This is a genomic window from Microbulbifer elongatus, assembly GCF_021165935.1.
GTDB lineage: Bacteria > Pseudomonadota > Gammaproteobacteria > Pseudomonadales > Cellvibrionaceae > Microbulbifer > Microbulbifer elongatus.
Genome location: NZ_CP088953.1, coordinates 2250410 through 2272491, shown reverse-complemented (window position 1 = coordinate 2272491; position 22082 = coordinate 2250410). Strand labels below are relative to the sequence as shown.

The 22082-nt window shown below is 54.5% G+C and carries 14 protein-coding genes; all 14 read right to left on the bottom strand.

The window, feature by feature from the left end; genetic code table 11:
• Positions 1-51 precede the first annotated feature (51 nt).
• The 14 genes from LRR79_RS09210 to LRR79_RS09145 all read right to left on the bottom strand — a co-directional run bounded on the left by LRR79_RS09210 (position 52) and on the right by LRR79_RS09145 (position 21879).
• The gene (locus tag LRR79_RS09210; RefSeq protein WP_231756931.1) at positions 52-1014 is read right to left on the bottom strand and encodes a DUF4862 family protein; all 963 of its coding nucleotides are present in this window, start codon (positions 1012-1014) and stop codon (positions 52-54) included.
• A 69-nt stretch (positions 1015-1083) separates the two neighbouring features.
• Positions 1084-1716 (bottom strand): 2-dehydro-3-deoxy-6-phosphogalactonate aldolase, encoded by a 633-nt coding sequence (locus LRR79_RS09205; RefSeq protein WP_231756930.1) that lies wholly within the window; start codon positions 1714-1716, stop codon positions 1084-1086.
• A gap of 25 nt (positions 1717-1741) precedes the next feature.
• Positions 1742-2761, bottom strand: a complete 1020-nt coding sequence (locus LRR79_RS09200; RefSeq protein ID WP_231756929.1) for a 2-dehydro-3-deoxygalactonokinase — start codon at positions 2759-2761, stop codon at positions 1742-1744.
• A gap of 125 nt (positions 2762-2886) precedes the next feature.
• Positions 2887-4050 (bottom strand): mandelate racemase/muconate lactonizing enzyme family protein, encoded by a 1164-nt coding sequence (locus tag LRR79_RS09195; RefSeq protein ID WP_231756928.1) that lies wholly within the window; start codon positions 4048-4050, stop codon positions 2887-2889.
• A 193-nt stretch (positions 4051-4243) separates the two neighbouring features.
• Positions 4244-5686 (bottom strand): NAD-dependent succinate-semialdehyde dehydrogenase, encoded by a 1443-nt coding sequence (locus LRR79_RS09190; RefSeq protein ID WP_231756927.1) that lies wholly within the window; start codon positions 5684-5686, stop codon positions 4244-4246.
• Between the two features lie 335 nt (positions 5687-6021).
• Positions 6022-6801, bottom strand: coding sequence for a glucose 1-dehydrogenase (locus tag LRR79_RS09185; protein ID WP_231756926.1), 780 nt, complete (start codon positions 6799-6801; stop codon positions 6022-6024).
• Between the two features lie 30 nt (positions 6802-6831).
• The gene (locus tag LRR79_RS09180) at positions 6832-8460 is read right to left on the bottom strand and encodes a sugar porter family MFS transporter (protein WP_269455066.1); all 1629 of its coding nucleotides are present in this window, start codon (positions 8458-8460) and stop codon (positions 6832-6834) included.
• Positions 8461-8550: 90 nt separating this feature from the next.
• Positions 8551-9438 carry an SMP-30/gluconolactonase/LRE family protein gene (locus LRR79_RS09175; protein ID WP_231756924.1) on the bottom strand — a complete coding sequence of 296 codons (888 nt, stop codon included), beginning with the start codon at positions 9436-9438 and terminating at the stop codon, positions 8551-8553.
• Between the two features lie 14 nt (positions 9439-9452).
• A complete protein-coding gene (locus LRR79_RS09170) occupies positions 9453-10616 on the bottom strand; it encodes a mandelate racemase/muconate lactonizing enzyme family protein (protein WP_231756923.1) in 1164 nt (387 codons plus the stop codon).
• A gap of 58 nt (positions 10617-10674) precedes the next feature.
• Entirely contained in the window at positions 10675-11382 is a 708-nt protein-coding gene (locus LRR79_RS09165; protein ID WP_231756922.1) for a hypothetical protein, read from the bottom strand.
• Between the two features lie 87 nt (positions 11383-11469).
• Positions 11470-13296, bottom strand: coding sequence for an Ig-like domain-containing protein (locus LRR79_RS09160; RefSeq protein ID WP_231756921.1), 1827 nt, complete (start codon positions 13294-13296; stop codon positions 11470-11472).
• An 82-nt stretch (positions 13297-13378) separates the two neighbouring features.
• Complete coding sequence (locus tag LRR79_RS09155) at positions 13379-17044, bottom strand: TonB-dependent receptor domain-containing protein (protein WP_231756920.1); 3666 nt, start codon at positions 17042-17044, stop codon at positions 13379-13381.
• Positions 17045-17769: 725 nt separating this feature from the next.
• On the bottom strand, positions 17770-19206 hold the full coding sequence (locus tag LRR79_RS09150) for a sulfatase (RefSeq protein WP_231756919.1): 1437 nt from the start codon (positions 19204-19206) through the stop codon (positions 17770-17772).
• 108 nt (positions 19207-19314) lie between these two features.
• Positions 19315-21879, bottom strand: a complete 2565-nt coding sequence (locus tag LRR79_RS09145) for a TonB-dependent receptor (RefSeq protein WP_231756918.1) — start codon at positions 21877-21879, stop codon at positions 19315-19317.
• Positions 21880-22082: the final 203 nt, after the last annotated feature.

Here is a 22082-nt window from a genome sequence, read left to right as displayed (position 1 = left end):
GAGCAAATTGCTCCCCTTTTTATTGGATTTCCAAACACATACTGCGGGATATCAACCCTTCGTCAGTAAATCCAGCGCCGCCAATGCATCGCGGTTATAGGCCACTCGAGCATCGGCTCCCAAATCCTTAGGGCGCACACCAATCTTGATACCCATAAAATCCAGACTGGACCAGTCTGCCACCTCAAGGCTTGCCTTCATCTGCTCAGCGGTCAACAGGGACCCCTCCGCGAAACTTCCGCCTTCGAAGATTTCTGCCGGTGGCATATGGGTATCTCGCCATACACCATAAGGGGTGTCCTGATCAGAAATACCGGAGAACATAAAGCCGCGCAATAGCCCGGCCTCGCGCGCCGCCTGCAGGTGCTGTAGAGGCCCCTGTACACTGCGGGTTTCCAGCGCGGAGCGTCCCCAGTTGACAGACAGGCCGATTTCGCAACCACAAGCGCGGTTGACCTCTGACACCGCCTGAATTTCTTCCTCGAGTGTCAGGAAGCCTTTCTCCGGTTGTGCGCCCTCGACAAAGGCGTCGCAGTGCTCGATCACCAACTCAGCTCCGTCCCAGTCCCAGGACTGGATCTCTTTCAGCGACTCGACCAACGAGGCCACGGAAGATGCACTTCCGGTACGGTTTGGGCTGGTATGCAACTGAATAAAATCCACCGCCTTGCGCCCGAGATGCGCATTCAGCTTATGTACCGCAGCACGCATTTGCTGATAGAAGGCGATACCTTCCGCACGCCCGTCCGGGTTGTCGGAAGCGATACCAAAGTGCGGGTTTTTCCCCAGGCGGCCCATGATGCCCGGCACACCGGTGAACACGAAATCCCAGGTGGGGTCGATGTTCTGCAAAAACCAGTCATCATCGTGCGGGTGCAACTGACCGGTAAACGGGTGTTCAATACCCCGGATACTGCTCAGCTGTTTGATGCCATCCAAGTACCGGGTCTGCACCTCTGGCTGCCAATCGTCGGTTACCGGTGCCGTTGCGTAGGCGGCAAGAATGGTTTTCATGGGAATCAATCTCCTGGAAGAATTTGCGGAAAATGATACACCGGGCATCATCGCTTGTCCTTCCTGCGCTCAGGCAGACAGGGCGCGATAGCCAGAGGCATAGGCCACGGCATTGTCCCGCACCTGTGCCACGGTCATACCCGCGCGATACAGCCCGGAACCCAGACCAAAACCGGAGAACCCTGCGGCCAGATATTCCGGCATATTTTCCGGTGAAACGCCACCCACCGCTAGCACCGGTAGATCCGGGAATACCGCCGAGGCCACTTTGAACCCTTGCGAGCCGAGTGCGGTTGCCGGGAATAGCTTGAGCGCGTCGGCGCCCGCATCCGCAGCAGCCAGGGCTTCGGTAGGCGTACAGAAACCAGGCATGGAAATCAGCCCCAGGCGCTTGGTCTCGCGAATCACGTCCACATCGGTATTTGGGGAAATAATCACCTTACCGCCGGCTTCTGCTACCGCTCGCACCTGCTCTACGGTCAATACGGTACCGGCGCCGACCAGTACATCGTCGCCCATCACTTCCGCCAGTGCCTGGATACTGGCACAGGGCTCTGGGGAATTCAGCGGGACTTCGATAATACGAAATCCGGCTTCGCGGATGGTCTCGGCAATTGCCACTACTTCGGTGGGCTGTACACCGCGTAGAATGGCCACCAGGGGCAGTGCTTCAAGATAAGGATTCAGTATGTTTGTGGTCATGTTTTTCTCCAAAAATTCTGATGTGTTATAACCAGCCGGCATTGCTGGCAATGGCCACCAGCCCGCGGCGCACGGCGCTGTTGCCGTCGATGCTTGCAGAAGGAATATCGCGCAGTTCGAGTGCGCGCTGGTACAGGGCGGTGAGGTTGCCACCACCCACCAGAGTCACATGGGTTGGGCGGCCAATTTCTGCAGTGACCGTGTGCATTTCCGCACCGATTAACAGGCCAGAAAGATAGCTGTGCACTTCGTCCGCGCTCAGCTGGAAGGTATCGGCAACGACACCCGCAACCACCGCGCTGCGCGCACTGAACAGGGTATGCAGCAGGTTCGGATGCTCCGCGGCCACACCGACACCGCGATCAAACGCGGCAGGGTGGAACGGGCTTGCGGCCTTGCCCGCACCATCAACAGGAATCAGTCGGCCGAGGATGCTGTGCTGGCACAGCACGTTGAACAGTTCGCCCGTCATGCAGGTGGCGAAATCCATAATCGCCGGCTCAGCCTCACCGCTTGTAGCAGAACACAGGCCTACCCTCGCCCACTTGGCATGGGTGCCCGGCAGGCACAACAGGCGTACACCTTCAATGGCTTCACCGTCCCCTACTTCACTGCCCTGCAGTAATTCAGCACCGAGAATCTGCACCTCTTCGCCGCGCATTACATCGGCAAAGCCACTGAAGGAACGGCCGCGCACGCCGGGCACAATGCCCATGGAAAGCCCCTGGCCGTTTGCCACCGGGCACAGCGTCTTACCCATTGCCGACAGTAGCAGCGGGCAGTCCACGTAACCGGCATCTATCCAGCCCTGGGCACTGCCGACCATGCCGGTCATCAGTACCGGCAGCTTGCCGCCTTCCAGCCAGGGGGTAATTTGTTCCAATAGAAAAGACTCAAACTCCTCCTGGCTGAGCGTCAACATACCCTTCGGGCTGGTGGTTTCCTGCAACAAGGCGCCACTGCGATCCATCAGAAATGCACGAAAGTTGGAACTGCCCCAGTCGACGCCGATCAATGCGGGCGAGGTGTTTACGTGTTCAGGCATGGATTAATCCATCAGATAGAAAAAAACCCCGGTCGACTACTGGAAAGATGCCAGATAGACCGCCGGGGCAAATAACGAAAGCATTGCAACAATTACGAATAATTGAGCGCAATCAAGACAAACTATCAGGCGTCGACTTCAAAGTGCTTGATAAAGTCGCGGTCTGGCTCGATACCAAGACCCGGGCCTTTTGGCAGCGCAACCGTACCGCCGCTCTCTGCGACCTGCTCCTGAATCCGCAGCGGTTCGGTGAGCAGTTCTTCGCGAAAGCGGTTTGGGGTCGTGTCGTACTCCAGCATCGGCTGTACCGGATGCGCCGCACCGGGCAGATCCGGCAGTGCGGCCAGCAGGTGCAGGTTGGTGCCCACGGCCACCGCCGAGCCCCACACATGGTTGATCACCGGAATAAAGTTCGCCGTGGCCAGTGCCAGGACTTTCTGGTACTCGGTAATGCCGCCCAGAGCACAGACTTCCGGCTGCAGAATATCCACGCAGCGATTCTGAATCAGTTCGCGGTGGCCCCAGCGGGTAAACTCACACTCACCACCAGAAATATTCAGATCCAGGGCTTCGCACAGATCCCGATAGCCGCGGTAGTCTTCCGGTGCTACCGGTTCTTCAAACCAGTCGACGCCCAGTTTTTCAAACTCGCGCCCCATGGGGATGGCTTCGCGGGTGGTGTAAGCATGGTTGGCGTCTACCATCAGGCCCACTTCGTCACCGATGGCGTTGCGCACAGCTTCCACCAACTCGACATCTTTTTTGTGTCCGAGGCCGGTTTTCATTTTCATTGCGCGGAAGCCCTTCTCGCGGATGGCGACGGCTTCCTCGGCAAAGCGTTCTTTCAGGTCCGGCACCCGCTGCAGCATCATGCCGTAACCGTACGCGGGAATACGTTCGCGGAACGCACCGCCCAGCAGTTGGTAAACCGGCTGGTTCAGGGCTTTACCCGCGATATCCCACAGGGCAATGTCCACACCGGACAGGGACTGAATGGGCATACCCTCCTGGCCGTGATCCCGCAATAGGTTGTAGACGGTGTGCCAGATCACTTCCCGATTGAGAGGGTTCATCCCCAGAATCATCGGCTGGATGACTTTTTCCACGATAGCTTTATTGGCAAAAGCCACGTTACCGCCACCGAAGCATTCACCCCAACCGGTAATGCCCACATCGGTCTGCACTTCCACCAGATGGGTGGTGCGCTTCAAGTAGTACTGCTGTGAATAGCCGAGCTCCTCCTCGAGATCGTACTGCAGTACATGACTGATGATTTTTGTTATTTTCATGGAGTTAACCCCTAACTCAATCCCGAAGTATTTCGGAAATTAGTTCAGAGAACCTCTGAATAATGTAGCGAGCGAGTGGATGGTGGTGACCGCCTGCGCACAGGACGCGGAGCGTACTTGAGTACGTGAGCATCCGAGCACAGCCGGGCGCCGCCAGGCGCTCGCGCAGTAATTATTCAGAGGTTTCTCAGTTTTATTTTTTAATGGCGCGCGACACCCGTTTCGGTGCCAGGTAGTCGTCCAGTGCCAGGTGTGAGCAGTCCACACCAATACCTGATTGCTTGACTCCACAATGCGGCAGGTCGATGGCATATTTGATGCCGTTAATCTGTACCTCGCCAAATTGCAGCTGCGCCGCGCAGCGCTCTGCTTTTTCGATATCGGCGGTGAAAATATAGGATGACAGACCGGCGTCGGTGTCATTGGCCTGCACCATCACTTCATCTTCATCGGTAAAAGTGAGCAGGCTGATCACCGGGCCAAATACTTCTTCGCTGTACAGGCGCATGCTGTTATTGACGCCGTCCAGTACCGTCGGCGCGTAGAAGGCACCCTTCTCCAGGCTATCATCCAGCCCTTCCGGCTTCTTGCCACCGTGCACCAGGGTCGCGCCCTTCCCTACTGCGTCCTGAACCAGCGCATCAATGCGCTGTACGGAACGCTGATCGATCACCGGACCCATATCAATATCGCCGTCGCGGTCGTAACCCACCTTTACTGCTGCGGCACGAGCCAGCACTTTTTCACGGAATGCGTCCGCCACACCGGCTTCCACGAACACCCGGTTAGGCGTTACACAGATCTGCCCGGAGTTGGCGTACTTCACACCGCAGATCACATCGGCGGCGAGATCCAGATCCGCATCGGCAAATACCAGTGCCGGCGCATTGCCACCAAGCTCCATGGAATAGCGCTTAATAGAGGTGGCACCGGTGCGCATGACGTGCAGCCCGGTCTGAGTGGATCCGATCAGAGTCAGCAGCGCAGGAATCGTAGAAGCAGAAATGGCATCGCCAATCTCGTGGTCCGTACCAGAAATAATATTGACCACACCGGCCGGCAGGCCGATCTCGGCGCAGAGCTCGCCCACCGCATAGGCGGAAAGCGGGGTTTTGGAAGACGGCTTGATCACAATCGGGCAGCCGGCAGCCAGGGCCGGGCCGAGCTTGTAGGCCAGGTTCAGCAGCGGGAAGTTCCAGGCCAGGAAGGCCGCCGCCACGCCAACGGGCTGACGGGACAGGGTGTGCACGTGGGTGCCTTCGCGGTCCACCAGGGACTCGGCATGCATGCGGGTAATTTCTTCCGCGTAAAACTCCAGGCTGTGTACCAGCATTTGGTAGTCGTCTTTGGTGGCCGCCCAGGGCTTGGCCATTTCCAGGTGAATACACTCGCGCAGGTGGGTTTCATTGGCCAGCACGGCATCGCGCAGCTTGTGCATCCAGCTGACGCGCTCGGCGACGCTGGTGGTCGACCAGCCGGGGAAAGCGGCCTGAGCGGCTTCCAGCGCCTTGTGGGCATCGGCTACGGTCGCCTCGGCAAACGTGCCAACCACTTCATTGGTTGCCGGATTGACCACGTCCAGGTAGCCGTCACCACACAGCTCGCCCCCGATGTACATACGTTTGGCCAGTGCCATATTCAGTCCCCTGTTGCCTGCCTTGCGGGTGGCCAAGCATAAGACGCCAGCAACCACCCACCTTAAGCTTATTGATTCATTCCAGTTGCAAACAATTTAAACACATGATGTTTACACTAACAATACGCTTATGACTTTTATCGGCCAACTATGCGAGATTGGTCAGACAGGTCGGCGACAGGGATAAGCGGTGAGGTAATGGGGAGCGGAAATCACTGAAGGAGCCGGCCAAAAAAAAGCCGGCACCCGTGAAGGTGCCGGCAAGACAACACTTTGAACGCAACTCGCATCATCAAAGTGAGGGAGAACGTGGTGAGATGAAAACCACATTCACCCTAGTCGTGGTAAAGCACCGAGCGCCCACCGTCGACAACAAGACTGTGCCCAGTCATGAAACTTGAATCGCTGCTGGCCAGGAACAACGCGGGACGTGCGATTTCCTGGACACTGGCATTGCGGCGCAGTGGGTGTACATCGCCAATGGCCTTGCGCGCCGCGGCTGGGTCTTCGGTCTGCTCCCAGGCCTTGAACGCGTTGGGGGTTTCCACCATGCCAGGGCACAACGCATTGACGCGCACATTGTCCGGCCCGAACTCCACCGCCAGATTGCGGGTAAGCCCGATCACCGCGTGCTTGGTAACCGCATAGGGAAAACTGTCCGGCACGATTTTAAAGGAGTGCACGGAGCCGACATTAATGATGCTGCCACCACCGGCGGCTTTCATCATCGGTAGTACCGCACGGCAGCAGTGCCACATGCCGTCCACGTTGACGGCAAAATTGCGTTGCCACTGCTCGCGAGAAACATCCAGCACGCTCTTCCCCATGGGAGTGAGGGCGGCGTTATTGACCAGAATATTCGGCGCGCCGAGCTGCTCGCAGGTAGCCTGCACCATGGCATTTACCGAATCTTCATCGGCGATATCGGTCTCGGTGAAAATGGCTTGCTGTCCTGCCGCTTTCAATTCTTCTACCAGCGCCAGGCCGCGCTCGACATCCACATCCGCCACACAGACTTTGGCACCCTCACTGGCAAACAACCGGGCGATTGCACTGCCGATGCCATCCGCGGCACCGGTGACGATAGCGACCTGATTCTGCAAACGATTCGTCATGATACTTCTCCCAACCGACTCCCGTGGGAATCAGGTCGCCAGCTCCGCTTTGCCGGCCGGGTCCGGACGCACCAGATCTTTTTCAATCTGCTCGATGGACTTGTTTTTGGTCTCCGGCAGGATCATCAGCATGACCAGCATGCCCACGAAGGCGATCACTCCGTAATTCAGGAAGGTATTCGCTGCACCCAGGTGCTCCAGCTGCCAGGGGAAGAACTGCTGAATCAGGTAGCTGGAAATACTCTGCACCAGTGCCGCGAACGGCAGGGCCACACTGCGTACCCGATTGGAGAAGACTTCCGAGAAAATCACCCACATCACCGGACCGATGGACATATTGAACGCAGCCAGGAAAGCGAAGATACCGAACAGAACAAAGCCCGCACTGATTTCAATCGTCGAGTTGATGATCGGGCCACTCACCAGCGGCACATCCTTTTTCGAATAGACTGCGGCGATGTCGTTTTTCAGTGCAACATCATTCTCGTAGGTCTTGCCGATATAGGGAGCCAGCGGCGCTGCGTCGATCTGCTGCGCTTCCAGGGCCACAATTGCATTGTCATCCAGGGTATAGCGGGCGGATTCAAATCCGTACCAGGTGGAAGCGTGGGCAACCACGATCAATGCGAGCCCGGCAAGGGTCAGCACGCGGCGGCCAAGCTTCTCCACGGTGGTGATGGCCACCAACGTGAATACAACGGCAACCAAACCCAGCACGATGGTCTGCATAAAGCTGTCTTCCACGCTCATGCCCACCTGCTCGAACACGGTCGGCGCATAGAACAGCACCGCATTCATTCCGGTCGCACCCTGCACCACTGCGTAGCAAACCGCAATCAGCACTACCAAACGCATAGGTTTTCTAAACAGGGTTTTGAGCTGGTCGAGGGTACTGTTTTTACGTTCTTCATCGATACTGCCGCGCACTTCACTCACCAGGGCTTCCACCTGGGACTGCGGCACAACATTCGCAAAGACTTCGCGCGCTTCCTGCTCGCGCCCCTGGGTCACCAGCCAGCGCGGCGATTCGGGAATCGTCAGCAGCAAGGAAATCCAGATGACATTGGGGATCAGTTCAAAGCCCAACATCAGCCGCCACACATTTTCATTGTGGATCCAGCTGATGTCCGCCATGGATTTGACCAGGAAATAGTTGACGATAAACGCCAGCAGGCTGCCCAGGGTAATCAGTAACTGATTGACCGAGACGAACTTGCCGCGCTTGTCCGCCGGTGCGACTTCGCCGATATACATGGCCGAAACCGTGATCGAGGCGAAGGCGACACCACCAATAAAACGGCCGAGGACCAACATGTTGTAGTCCACGGCGAAGGCCGAAACGAGAGTCGAGAGAGAGTAGGTTCCTGCAATGGCAAGCAGAACCTTCTTGCGGCCAAAACGCTCACACAAGGTACCGGTGAAAAACAGCGCAATAATCACACCAACAATGGCGCACCCCACCAGGGTGCCCACCTGCATACTGCTCAACTCAAACTGGGAGCTGACATAGCGTACGGCCCCGGAAATATTCGCAGCATCCAGACCAAACACAAAGCCGCCAAAGGCGGCAATCAGTGCATATTTGGTGACATTACTGGCGGCACTATTTTTATTCATTGTTGGTACCTTGTTGAATTCTTCATCGCTAATTGCCGACACTTTGCTGTGCCTTTGGCAACGTATAAGACCTATTTAAACATATGATGTTTGGACTGGCAACGTATTAGCCCGAGATCATCCGCTAACCCCTTACAGAGTGACGGCGGGCTCCGCCTGCCCTTTCACTGCATTGCGATAAACCAGGGTCACACCATTGGCCACCGGGGCATCGGGCGCATCCTCAAGTCCTACCGCTGCGGTAGTCACATAGAGATCGGTAAAGTCCCGCCCGCCGAAGGCCGGACAGGTGGTGCGGATGATCGGTGCCTTCAGGGCTCCCAGCTCGACACCGTCCGGGCTGTAGCACTGGGTACACTCTCCATCCCAGAGGGAGGTCCACATATTCCCCTGAGAATCTGCCACTGCACCGTCGGGAGTCAGCGCGCCATCGGTCAGGTCCAGGTGCACCTGGCGTGACGATTCCGGCCAGCCTGTTTGCGCATCCAGCGATACCTTGTAAACCGTGTTCGCCGCGGAATCCGCGTAATACGCCAGTCGACGCTCACGATCAAAACAGAGACCGTTGGGGACCGTGAGGCCTGTATCGAGCCTCCGCAGCTCACCGCGATACCAGCGGTAAAGATTACCCGCGCCCTCTTCACCGTTTTTCCCCATGGTGCCAATCCAGAATCCGCCCCAGGGATCAGCACGACCATCGTTACTGCGGTTCCCCGGAAGCTCCGGCTCCAGCGCACGCAGCAGAGTCTTCTCTCCAGATTCCACGTTGAACAGGTTGAGCCCGCTTTCGCAGGCCACCAGCAATTGCTCGGCATCAATCCAGCCAATCGCAGAGGGCATTTCCCCCAGGTCCCAGGCCAGCTCGGCACCGGCTTCGGTTTTCGCCATCAGCCGACAATTGAGCAGGTCCACCCAGTAAAGGGTCTGGCGCTCTGGATGCCACAAAGGCCCCTCACCCAACTGGCAGGGGCGCCCATCGAAAACTTCCGCGGTAACGTCCGTAAAAGGACTTTCAGACATAGTGCTCATCTTGCTTACCAGTTGGTCACGGAGCCATCGGCCCTGCGCAGGTGTGGCGCCTCTGCGGCGACGGGCGGCGACTGGCGGAAGGCCTCTTCATTGACCTCCACACCAAGCCCCGGGGTATCCGGCAATACGAATGCGGTGCCGTCGAGTTTGTGCTGCACCGGGAAGAGTGCCGGGTCGTGAAAACCGAAGGTGCAGAATGGCCCTTGATGGGTCTCCATCAGGGCAAAATTGGGCAGTGCTGCGGCAAAGTGATTGGAGGCGGCGGTGCACACCGGACCCAGCGGGTTGTGCGGCATCACATCGATATAGTGTGCCTCGGCCATGGCCGCGGCTTTCATCGCTTCGGTAAATCCACCGATATTGCACACGTCCACCCGCAGGTACTGGGTGAGGCCTTTTTCCACAAAGGGCATCGCCGCCCATTTGGAGCTGAACTCCTCGCCAATGGCAAATGGCACCCTGGTCAGGGTGCGCAGAGTGGCGTAAGCGTCCGGCGATTCATTGCGGATAGGTTCTTCAAGAAAATCCAGAGTGCCCGGGGCCATGCGCTGACAGAAAGACGCCGCCTCGGCCACGCTCAGGCGATGGTGGTAATCGATACCCAGGGTGATATCGGGACCGATGATTTTGCGCAACTCGGTGAGACAGCGAGCGGTGCGTGCAATGGAATCCCGCGGGTCAAAGAGATTCGGATCATCAAAACCCGCGGGAATCACCCGAATGGTGGTCCAGCCGAGTTCGATCAGTGCGGTGACTTCCTTGACCAGCTCGTCCAGGCGATCGGGGTCTGCCTCGGTATAACAGCAGGCAAAGCAGGGGATATTGTCCCGCTGCTTACCGCCCAGCAACTGATATACAGGCACCTGTAGCGCTTTGCCAGCGATATCGTGCAGCGCAATATCGATCGCGGACATGGCCGCGGTCAGCACCCTGCCCCCTTCAAAATACTGGCTGCGGTAGATTTCCTGCCAGATACTGCCAATCTGGCGCGGGTCACGGCCACGCAGGAATTCGGCGAAGTGCGCCACAGCCCCGATCACCGCCTGCTCCCGGTTTGAAAGCCCGGATTCCCCCCAGCCCACCAGGCCGCATTCAGTAACGACTTTGACCAGCAGTTGATTGCGGGTGCCTACGGCACCCAATAATGTTTCAACGGATTCAATTTTCAACAGAAACTACTCACATCAGGAAAAATTACTAACCAATTCAGCGCCCAGGGCAACAGCATCACCCGCCATACACGGTAAAATGAAAAACAGCCTCATCACCAACGGCACTCTCTCCGTCCTCGGCCAGCAGCAGGACTTTCCAGGTGAACCTGCCTGCCCCGACTTTGCCGAATAAATCATCAATTGGCAAAGAAAAGTCGCCAGACTCAGTTACCGGGTATTGGATATTGGAAATGACATCCCCGTCCCCATTCAGCAAATCAAGATTCAAAAGTTTTGGGGCGTTGACTCGATAGCTAACACCCAGCACTTCCTTACCAGTGCTGACGCGACGGGGCCAGCGAACCTCAGAAATCGCTTCCGTTGAAATATGCTCATTCCAGGCACTTTCAGTCAGAACAGACGTAACGGCGTTAAGCTCATTACCCACTCGATGATTCCAGTTTTGATCACGCGGCGTTACGTACACAACAACCCGATACTTTCCCGGTTCGACACCCTTCGTATCAAAATTCACGTGATACTTGCCGCTAGCCGTAACCCTTGCTGTTTTTTCCTTTAATTTCTTCCAGCTGCCAAAGTGCTGCAACACAAAATAGACATCCCGGGTCTTGGCCACTTTCAGATCGACATCCACCCGCAGTGGCTGATCGCCACCTATGACATCCGGAACATCGAGACTGTTAATAAAATCGTCTGCATTGGCTGAGGCACTACATGCAAATGCAGAGGCTAAAATCAGAAAGGAAAAAATAAAATTCTTCATTGAAAAATCACCTCATCCGATAATTCAAAAAAATAGCCACCGTACAATTCGTACGGCAGCCATTCAGAGGTTCCTCAGGTCAGGATACTACTCACTCGCCTGTTGTTTCTCCATGACAGCAATATCATCAAACAGAATCTGATCGCCGGTCTTCAAACCCGTTGCATAGATGTAAGGCATCACCGTGGTATTCGCCGTTCCATCAATCGCCCAGGTTGTTGGGATCGTATAGGTAGGAGAATCATCGCCTTCATCTTCTGTATGGTTACGATTCACCAGGTTAACAAGCTGCCAGGCGGTGGTCGGCGCCAGTTCCGCAGCAAAGTCAGACCCGGTTTTTTCAGCGTTGGGGAAACTGCCTGCGGTTTTGTTGGCGTTGGCGTTACGGCTGTCATGCCAAGGAGCGAGATTGAAGTGCACTTTTACGCCTTCGCGCGGCTGCTCAAGCTTGACCCACATGGAAACACCGAATTCAACACCGTGCCCCCGGGTACCAACACCATAGTAAGAGCCCCACATGTCGAAGGCGGCGTTACCATTGGTCCAGTTGGTCTTAACAACACCGGCAGTGTTGCCGTCTTCAGTCGCAGTCACACGCAGGGAGCTACCGAAAATGGGATCCCCCGTCGCCTGATCGAAAGTCCCCGATACATAGACATTGTATCCATTGCCTGGGAAACTGTGTTCAAACGTGTGATCCCAGTTGGAGGCATTATCGTCATAATTGGCTTTCAGGCAGGCCTTGTTGGGTACGACACTTGCAGACACCGATAGCTGCTCTATAGCCTCTTTCGGAGTAGTCGTTTCACCGGACTCATAGGCAACGGTAATCGCCTCCGCGCTCTGGGCGACATTACTGATCGGATTCTTATCGCCATCGCCAACCTGAATAATTGCCCACTCACCATTTTCGGAATCGGCATCCGGAACCAAATCAAGCAGAGTGAGAAGACTCTCTTCTTCAGTACTCCAGCTATACTGATAGACACCGTTCAATGTCTCGCCAAGTGACGGAACCGGCACCACGTGCAGGCCACCATGGGTACATGCAGGAATTTCCTTTACCAGTGCATCCCGTGGGCCATCGGCATTGGCGACATTAATCTGGAAGGTGGAATTCACAGTTACATCTACCGTCGCTGAGATATTAGTCTCTGGGTTCCAAACTGTAAGTTCCGTTGTACCTACTTCCACTCCCGTAACGTTCCCCTCATCGTCCACGGTAGCTACAGATTCGTCAGCAATTTCGTACCGCAATTCTTTATCACAAGCGACTTGAGGCGAAAAGCTAACCGAAGCGCTAGTGGATTCATCAACTCGAACAGATAGATTTTGCACATCAATCTCTTCAATCATCGATACCACGCCGTTAATCGTCAGATTAAGGGTTCTGGTAACCGGCTCACCACCATGCAGGATATTATAGGTAATGGTGTAAGTATGAGCCGGACGTGGCCACGGGTTAACACTCTCACCCGGGGTAAAATCAGAACATGAAACCAGTCTGTCATCGAACCCCCCAAGATCGACCAGCATCTGATTCCCTTCCAGCAAAAACGGCGTAACTTGTTTACCATTTTCTACTACAGTGGGAACTGGCAGACCATACATAGGCTGATCATTATTCTCGGCGCTAGGGTCCCAGATGATGGTGTCCTGGGCGAAACTGACCTGACTTACACCCACGCCGCTCTGTGTAGAAAGTGGATCGCCACCTACTGTCGCGCCCTGGGGTAAATCGATGATGATCACACCTTCATCCTCGTTTACCACAACATTCAGCGCATCATCACTGAATACGATCGGCTGATCGCCATCACCAACAAAGTCCTGACCTCTATCAGCTTTACAGCCCCCCATCAGAGCAATAACCGGAGCCATCATGGCTACACTTTTCAGAATTCTAGGTTTCATATTTTCTCTCCATTTCGACCACTCCCGCTATGTCTCATAGAGAAAGTGGCGAAATCAGTATTAGATTTATTATTTGAATGGATTAGAAGTTCATCCGCGCACCCAAGCGGAACACTCGACCAAAGTTCCACTCGTTCACGGTACGGCTTGTATTAACGCTATCAGTAACCGCATCACCCTCATCCCAATAGCTACCGTCTGCCAACAGCATATCCCGGGCGGTAACAAAAGTACGACGGCCTTCATCACCGAGGTTCGTGGCCTGGAAAGTAATGGTCACGTTATCGTTGACGAAGTAGCTAGAGCTGAAGTCCAGACGGTTGTAGCTCTCTTGCCAAATGGATGTGCCGATTTGCCCGTGATCCACAGCCTGAGTGCCGACATAGCTGTTTGCCAATCGCAGGCTCAGACGATCCCCTTCCCAGAATACAGTCAGGTTTCCAGAATGCCGCGGCGTATCTTCAAGAGATTTAGGCGCTATTACGCGACCGGTGGTAGCTAGAGCAACTTCGTCTTGCAGTGCATCCTGGAAGGTATAGTTCGCTTGAACTCCCAAGTTGGACCAGATGCCGGGCAGGAAGTCGTACATATGGGTGTAATTTAGCTCCAGACCGGTAATGGAAGCGCCGCCACCGTTCTGAACCTGTTGAATACGGGCTGCCCGGCACTCGATTTGCATATTTTGTGTTTGCCAACCCGCAATATGCCGGCGTGGCAAACAGGTTTCCCCTCCCGCAGCACTTTCTCCAGGAACACCGACCGGCTCAATCAAGAGGTCAGCATCTTCGAGATCGTAATCTCCGCGCGCATCCTTAATAAAATAAGGCGTTTCAACGGTTATTTCGGTGTCTTTCATATCCTTATGGAAAACAGTGGCAGACAGGTTGTTGCCCTCACCAAAATACCATTCCAGCGAAAAATCCAGGTTAATCGATTCAAGGTTCTGCAACTGGGTGTTACCCGCAGTGCCGGTTGCATACTCGTTCCAGTTGTTCTCGTTGACCTGCAGACTTGGGTTCAAGCTGTCAAATCGTGGACGGGTCATGGTCTTGGATGCAGCAAAACGTCCAATCAACTCATCGTTGATCTGATAACTCAAGTTCAGGCTTGGCAGCAGCACATCGAAGAGACCCTTGTCTGAAATTTCAGAGGCACGAATGTAGTTTTGCTGGGTATTCAGGCTAGTGTCGCTATTCGAACGGTAAATGTTCGTACTGCGGTCTAACCAACGCTCCATACCGCCATTATTGTTAAAATACCAATGGCTTTGGGTATTGGTTGTGAAAGAACCACTGCCATTGGGGTTATCGAATTCCCCTCCGTAGAATTCCGTCATTGCCTCATTGAAACCTTCGACACCACCTTTAATAGTGCCGTCGTCATTGTATTCAATGTTAACAATACGGTTGAAGTCCTTACCGTCCTCGTGAACCCACTCCCCCTTCTCGGTGTCGTATGGCAGGGTTTCCGGTTTGTTGACGTCATACGCGTAGTTCAGGCGCCAAGAGAAGCAGTTTTGGTCCACACCATCCTGACCGGAATTTTGTGGTTCATAGCGGTGGTCGTTGTCTTGCGGACCACCGGTCCAATCAGGCTCCTGACACACCGGGTTTTTATCGTTAAATAAGCCGCGCTGAGCCAGGTCGTACAGGTCAATAACGTGAGGGTTTGGATAATACTGCATACCCGCATAGCCTCGCGCTTCGGTTTTATCCTCGGCGTAACGAAGACCGACATTACCACGCAGACGGCCATCCATCGCCTCAAAGCTGGACTTGATATACGCCGCAAAAGTGTCGGTATCGATATTTCGGGTACCGCGATTGTCAATATCAACCCTGATGGAACCCGGCTTCCTTCCGAGCAAGGCTTCAAACGCCTTGTCGTGATCGATCATCGGCCACCCCTTGAACACAGGGTTGGAGCGATCAATTCCAAGCTTTTCACCAAAGTTTTTGTATAGGAAAGCTTCTGAAGCGCTCATATCAATCAAACGAACAGAGGAAAGTCCGTCGTAGGCGTAGTCGGTGCCGTCACCATCTTTGAAGGTGGAACCCAGACCGATGGTGGTGTTTTGTGTGTGAACGTCTTTTACACGGTTGGCATATTTCGCACCAAACTCAACGGTGGTAAGCCCAAAGCGATCGACATCCCAGTCAAAATCAACAAATACCGAGCTATTGGTATCCGTCTGGTAGTTATCCCGAATATTGGTATTACCCAGGTGATTCGCGTAGAGATCGGTCGGATTAAATCGCCCCGTTGCATTGACGACATTACCGGTCACAGGATTAAAGGTGGCATTGGTTGTGCCATTATAAAAAGTACATACACCCGTCGAACAGTCATACCCCGTAGGTTCACTCAAGTCGGGGTCATTGTTTTCAACCGCCCCAACGCCGATGGTTCCCCAGGTCTCCGTCCCCATATTCACGAAATCATCGGTGTTCTCATCGGTACTCGAGTAACCGGCGGTGATATTCATGGTCAGGGAGTCGGTGATCTGCTGATCCAGTTTCAGCGACGCAACCAGGGTTTCGGAAACAGTGTCGCCCTGAGAACGGTTCATCCAGCCACCTCGCGCCACACCGCGCATGGCCTCAAGCGTGCTGTTGTCGGTATTCACCACAGCCCAATCCGTCCGATCGATCGGCTGCATACCCTGCGAACCCATGTTATAGCGCATGGAATTGTAGTCAGTAGTGACCGTTTGCTTGGTATAGGATGTATCCAGGCGAATATCTGTAAAATCGGAAGGTCGGAACTGGATACCGAAGTTTCCGGTCTGACGCTTGCGCTCATTGCGACTCAGGGCAAGGTGGATGGAATCGCGGCGAAGTACTTCAACCGGATCGGCAAACGCCACTTCGGTTTCAGGATCAAAACCTTCGGGCAGGCTGCCATCTTCGTTGAGATATCGAATGGCCTTGCCGGTTTCCTTATCAATGGCCCGAAGACCGCTTTCTCCGCCGGCATCGGAAACCATTGCCATAGAGTCACCCCAGTCGTGGGTCATGCGATCTTCACGATAAATCTGATTATCTTCCGACACGGTGAATACCACGCCGAGCTTGTCATCGAAGAACTGATCGAGATAGCTCGCGTTATAACGGTAATCGTCTTCACCGGAAAACTCATTAAAGCGACTCTGTACCGAGCCATTCAATACGCGATCAGTACGACTCAGTGGAGCAACCGTCTCCAGAATAACCGTGCCACCCAGGGATCCCTCGTCCTGGTCAGCGGTAGCGGTTTTGATCACGCGAATGGCAGAAAGGATGTCAGAAGAAAAGGCGCTTAGGTCGACACTCTGGTCAGCCTCCGCGGTATCCGCGGTATCACCGGCACCCAGCGGACTCAGACCACTGGTCAATGCCACGCCGTTCATTTGAATCTGGTTTTGATAGGAAGAGGTACCACGGATTGAAATTCTCGCGCCTTCACCGCCCTCCTCGGTGACGCTGACACCGGTAATACGATTCAGAGCATCGGCAATATTCTGGTCTGTAGATTTACCGATATCTTCTGCGAAAATAGAGTCGGAAACCTCATCCGAGAGACGCTTCGCATCCACTGCACGCTCTACAGTTTGTCTGAACCCGGTAACCGCAACCTCTTCCAGGCTCTCACTTTGCTCCGCTGGCTCTTTAAGCTCTTTAGATTCCTCTTCCTGAGCAAAAACCGGCGCTGCGACCATAACCCCCACGATCGCAACCGAAAGCGCATGTGGCTTAAACCTATTCTTCATTTGATCTCTCCACCTTCACTATTGTTGTTTTATTGACTGCTAACGCTGACACCCCTGCATACCGCTCACAGGCTCTTCAACGCACCTGATTGACGCACCATGCCGACTTAGATTTGCAGTTCCGGAAAAACGAAGATTGATCACAACGCCACCCTCGCGTAGTGAATACGCATCCACTCAAGGGGCTGCAGACAGAGCCCATAAGGCCCCGACTATCTGAGAAAGAAATCTTATAGTTTTTCTAGTTGCTAACTGAGGCAGCAAGTATTGCCAGATTGGGGCCGGGCCTACTTATTGTTGAGCTACCCACCCGTTGAAGAGCGGCACCACAACCCCATACGACTTATTCAAACATATGATGTTTGTATAGGCAATACATCCCTGAAAACATTTTTCAATGCTCGAGACACTATCCAGGTCACACTTTTCACCTGCACTATTGGTAAAGCGCCGCCACGCTGACCATCGCTAACAGACGGCGGCAGTCACAGGCATCCGTAGAGCCGACAGACAGATCCGAAGGTATCTTGAGGCAGGCACCAGGTAGGTACTGCTGGTTAATTGAAATTTTGGGGCGGGATTTTTACAGAAGGAGGGGGAATACCAGGTAGATCTTTAGCAGTAGAACCACCGGGGTGAACGGTCGTGGATGGTCATTGCGGGTGCACCAGGCACCCGCAATGGGTCTAAAGAAGCGTCTGAGCCAGACTACGTCACAAACGCCCTCAGGCGTCGGGTTGCTTTGGCACCCGGTACTGATCCATGCGGTCAATATCGTATTTCTCGTATTTTCGCTTGAGCAGCCACAGCGGGCGCTCCAAGGTCAGCTCCCACTCGAACAGGTCTTTGAACATACTGCGCACGCGCTCGGGCTCAGCCGATGCCAGGTCGTTCTGCTCGCCAATATCATCCGCCAGGTTGTACAACTCTGCCGGACGGTCCGGGAAACGAATCAGCTTCCAGTCACCATCGCGAATCACCGCGCGGGACTCTTTTTTCCAGAACATTTTCTGATGCGGGCGTTCTTTTTTCTCACCTGTAAGGTAAGGCAGAAGGTTCACGCCATCCAACTGGGACTCGTATTCGCTACCGCCTGCAGCCTCATAAAAAGTCGGCAATAGATCGAGGGTAGAAACCGGATATTCGTAATCCACACCAGCAGGCAACCTCGCGGGCCAGCGTATAATAAAGGGGACGCGTAAGCCCCCTTCCAGGTGATTGGACTTGGTGCCCGCCAAGGGATAATTGCTGGAGCCATTCTTATCTGAAGGGCCGCCATTGTCATTGGTGAATACCACAATGGTATTTTCCGCCAGACCCAACTCTTCCAGCTTATCCATCACACGACCAGTGGCGCGATCCATGGCGAGTGTCATTGCCGCCAGTTCTCGGCGCTTGCCGGAGAGCTCCGGAAACTGCTGCATATCTTCTTCCAGCGCTTCCATCGGTGTGTGCACCGCGTTGAACGCCAGATAGATAAAGAAGGGGCTGTCCTGGTTCTGCTCGATAAACTGTGCTGCTTCATCGGCCAACACGTCGGTCAGGTAGCCATCGTGCTCTTCATAGCGACCAAAACCACGCTCCAGCTTCTTATCAAATGCGGCCACCACGTTATCCAGTGGGTTTTCCCCATCATATTTGAAGTAACTGCGGTCGCCACCGCGGAAACCGTAAAATTCGTCAAAGCCGCGCTTGGTCGGGTGGAATCGATCGGCATCTCCGAGGTGCCACTTTCCGTAGACCGCAGTCTTGTAGCCGCGATCTTTCAGGTAGTCCGCCATGGTTTTCTGATCCAGTGGCAGGCCCATTTCGGCACCCTTGATGCCGGAGTTCTCACTCATGAAGCCGGGAACGTTAATTTCTTCGTAACCGAAGCGCTGCTGATACTTGCCCGTCATCAGGCCCGCGCGGGAGGGACCACAGGTTGCATCGGAGACATAGCCCTGCGTGAATCGCACACCACCTTCGGCAATTTCGTCCAGGCGTGGTGTTTTCATCACCGGGCTTCCCTGGAAACCGAAGTCTTCATAGCCCGCATCATCGGCGAATAGCAGTACGATATTCGGGGGGCGCTCACTTTTTACAGGTGCCGCTTTCTTGGTATCCGCACAGGCTGCAGGCGCGAGCACTACGGCCATCAACAACATCAGGATTTTTTTCATTTCATCACCGCAAATACTATAAAAAAGCCCCTGAACACCGCCCGAGCAAATTTTGGGGTTACTCGGGCGGGTACCAGGGGCAGACTACATATCCAACGACCTGTGAGATCAGAACATATAAGTTACGCTGGCACCGAAGTAACGCGAGTAATCACGCGGATAGAACAATGCCTGATTGCCCCACTGATCGGCAAACTTAAAGGTGTTGTAGCTCTCGTCCATGACATTTTTCACGAACAGATTGCCACGCAGCTTGTCGTTGCCGACACCGATGTAGAGATCCAGCACATCGTAATCTGCGTTTGGATCAAATTCTTGTGCCATCATGTTTGCGGAGGGAGTGAAGTCACCTTCGTAGCGCCATACAGTGCGTACATTCGCGTCCCAACCGGTGCTGCCAATCTCGCGATTGTAGTTGAGCGTCACCAGCGCCTGTTCCTGTGCATTGTTCTCAACCGGCAAACCGGTTTGATCGAACACATTGCGACCACCGACAACGCTACAGCGATCCGCCAGGGTGCCACCGGGGCAGTTTACCGGAGTATCCGCAAAGTCCTCGTAGGTTGCTTCGTAGTTGGCATAGCTGGCGACCACTTTCAGATCGGAAGTCAGCTTGTACACCGCATCCGCTTCGAAACCGGTGGAACGTACTTCGTCCGCATTCACGTAGCCGGCAAAGTAGGTGTTAGACGCTTCGTCCACCAGGCGCTGAGCGCGAACCTGGTAGTCTTCCACGGCCATATCGAAGTAGGTCAGGTTGAATTGCAGTTTGTCGTCCAGCAGGCGTGAACGCACGCCTACCTCAAAGTTGGTGGACTGTTCCGGACGGGTCGGGAAGTACTCGGCATCCGCCGGGTTGGTGTTGCTGGTTACAAAGTATGAAGGACCTTTGTAGCCAGTGGAGTAATTCACATAGGCCCGAATGTTGTCGGTGAAGTCGTATCCCAGTACCGCTTTATAAATAAAGTCGGTATTGGAGTCGGAGAACTTCGCACCTTCCGGATCGTTACGGATCAGAGATGGGTCAGACTTGGACATTGCCAACACTTCGTCGAAGGTTTCCATTCCGGTGCCATCGGTGGGCGGGCGCAGCCACAGGGCGTCGAAAGAGGCGGAACCTTTCTCGTGCAGGGCACGGAAGCCCAGGGTCGCATCCAGGCGATCGGTAATCTGGTATTCCAGCTGACCGAACAGCGCGGTATTGGTGAAGTCTGCGGTGAAGTCACCAGCGGACAGGTTGCGATCGGCAACCAGCAGGGAGCGATCCTGCGTACCGGTTTCGTTGTAATGGTTGATGAAGGCCAATGCAGACGCATTGCTTACACAACCGGTCATCACCCCATCTTCAATCACACCACGGGAGCTGGCGCCACCGCCGCCCACACAGCCATCGGTAATTTCTGAACGCTGGCCGGCAGTATCATGGAAGAAGGCACCCAGTACCCAGTTGAAGGTTTCGTTGTCAAAATCGCTGATGCGCAATTCTTGCTGAATTACCTCAACGGACTCGTTACCACCGAAGTGTTCGCGGTGTACCGGGAACTTGAAGGTAAAGAAGCCAGAGCTGTTGTTCAGCTCGAAGTCGCGGTAGCTGGCCAGGTAGCTCAGAGACATACCGTTGGCGAGATCGTAGTTGACCTCCGCAGAAAGACCGGCGTTTTCAACGGACCCGTAGTTGGATTCCGGGTTGCGCGCAGTTACCGGCTCACCAAAAACATTGTAATCTGGCTCGGAATCAATTTCATTGTAAGCGGCGGCAGTCACAACGCCGTCATCTATACGCACCACCGGCTTTGGACCGTATTCGCGGCTAATCTCAGTTTTAACCATGGAACAGCAGTTGGTGTCGCGCTCGGAGTAATCCATACGTACCAGAGCGCTCAGGTCATTGCCATTGTCGTACAGGAACTGCGTGCGAATACCGGACTTTTCCTCCGCACCCACATCTTCGCCACCCGGGTATTCGTTGCGGATCCAGCCGTCCTGCTCGCCGTGCTGCACGTTGATGCGCGCAGCCCAATTATCGTTGATGGGCAAGTTGACCGCACTGCTGACCTGACGACCGTTATATTCGGTCAGTTCGGCTTTGGCGCTACCGTAAAACTCGCCGATTTGCGGACGCTTAGTCACGTAGTGAATAACGCCGGTAGAAGTATTCTGACCGAAAAGTGTACCCTGCGGGCCCCGCAGTGCCTCAACGCGCTCCACGTCAGCGATGGCCAGATTCATCATGGACTGGCGCGGCAGTACTTCGCCGTCAACCACGATCAGGTTGGACGATTGCAGACCAATGGAGCTGGTGAAAGTACCAATACCGCGGGTTTTCAGGGTGGTGGTGCGGATTTCGTTGTTATCGTCAACGCCGAAGCCCGGCAGGTATTTCACAATATCGAAACCAGTATCCGCTCCGAGTTCTTCAATCAGGTCTCCTGAAAGAACCTCCATGGATGCGGGAACATCCTGAACAGACTGCTCGCGTTTCTGAGCGGTAACAACCACTTCTTGCAGGGCGCTGGTCTCATCGAATTTTTTCTTGGTCTCCACCTCTTGTGCGATGGCGACATTGAAAAGCGTGGCTACGGAGCAGCAACCGAGCATCAGCAAGCTGTGCATGGACTTTGGGCTCTGATTCTTCACGTCTTCCCTCTCATTTTTATACTGGATTATTTTCATCGCGCTTCCGCCTTCACCGGAGCCTGCTGTGCCGCCAGCTTCCGGATCGGGCGAGTACCTATTAAGCGCACTACGCCCTACATATGGACGAATGAATGGTTAGACACCTCAATGCCGGGTTTTGACCCGCTACCGCCATTCATTAGATGCATTCAAACATATGATGTTTAGCAAAGCAATACGTACCATATTGGCAAGGCGGT

Excerpts from the sequence above, each read along its gene's own strand:
- LRR79_RS09210 (WP_231756931.1), bottom strand. The coding sequence starts at position 1,014 with ATGAAAACCATTCTTGCCGCCTACGCAACGGCACCGGTAACCGACGAT.
- LRR79_RS09205 (WP_231756930.1), bottom strand. The coding sequence starts at position 1,716 with ATGACCACAAACATACTGAATCCTTATCTTGAAGCACTGCCCCTGGTG.
- LRR79_RS09200 (WP_231756929.1), bottom strand. The coding sequence starts at position 2,761 with ATGCCTGAACACGTAAACACCTCGCCCGCATTGATCGGCGTCGACTGG.
- LRR79_RS09195 (WP_231756928.1), bottom strand. The coding sequence starts at position 4,050 with ATGAAAATAACAAAAATCATCAGTCATGTACTGCAGTACGATCTCGAG.
- LRR79_RS09190 (WP_231756927.1), bottom strand. The coding sequence starts at position 5,686 with ATGGCACTGGCCAAACGTATGTACATCGGGGGCGAGCTGTGTGGTGAC.
- LRR79_RS09185 (WP_231756926.1), bottom strand. The coding sequence starts at position 6,801 with ATGACGAATCGTTTGCAGAATCAGGTCGCTATCGTCACCGGTGCCGCG.
- LRR79_RS09175 (WP_231756924.1), bottom strand. The coding sequence starts at position 9,438 with ATGTCTGAAAGTCCTTTTACGGACGTTACCGCGGAAGTTTTCGATGGG.
- LRR79_RS09165 (WP_231756922.1), bottom strand. The coding sequence starts at position 11,382 with ATGAAGAATTTTATTTTTTCCTTTCTGATTTTAGCCTCTGCATTTGCA.
- LRR79_RS09160 (WP_231756921.1), bottom strand. The coding sequence starts at position 13,296 with ATGAAACCTAGAATTCTGAAAAGTGTAGCCATGATGGCTCCGGTTATT.
- LRR79_RS09155 (WP_231756920.1), bottom strand. The coding sequence starts at position 17,044 with ATGAAGAATAGGTTTAAGCCACATGCGCTTTCGGTTGCGATCGTGGGG.
- LRR79_RS09150 (WP_231756919.1), bottom strand. The coding sequence starts at position 19,206 with ATGAAAAAAATCCTGATGTTGTTGATGGCCGTAGTGCTCGCGCCTGCA.
- LRR79_RS09145 (WP_231756918.1), bottom strand. The coding sequence starts at position 21,879 with ATGAAAATAATCCAGTATAAAAATGAGAGGGAAGACGTGAAGAATCAG.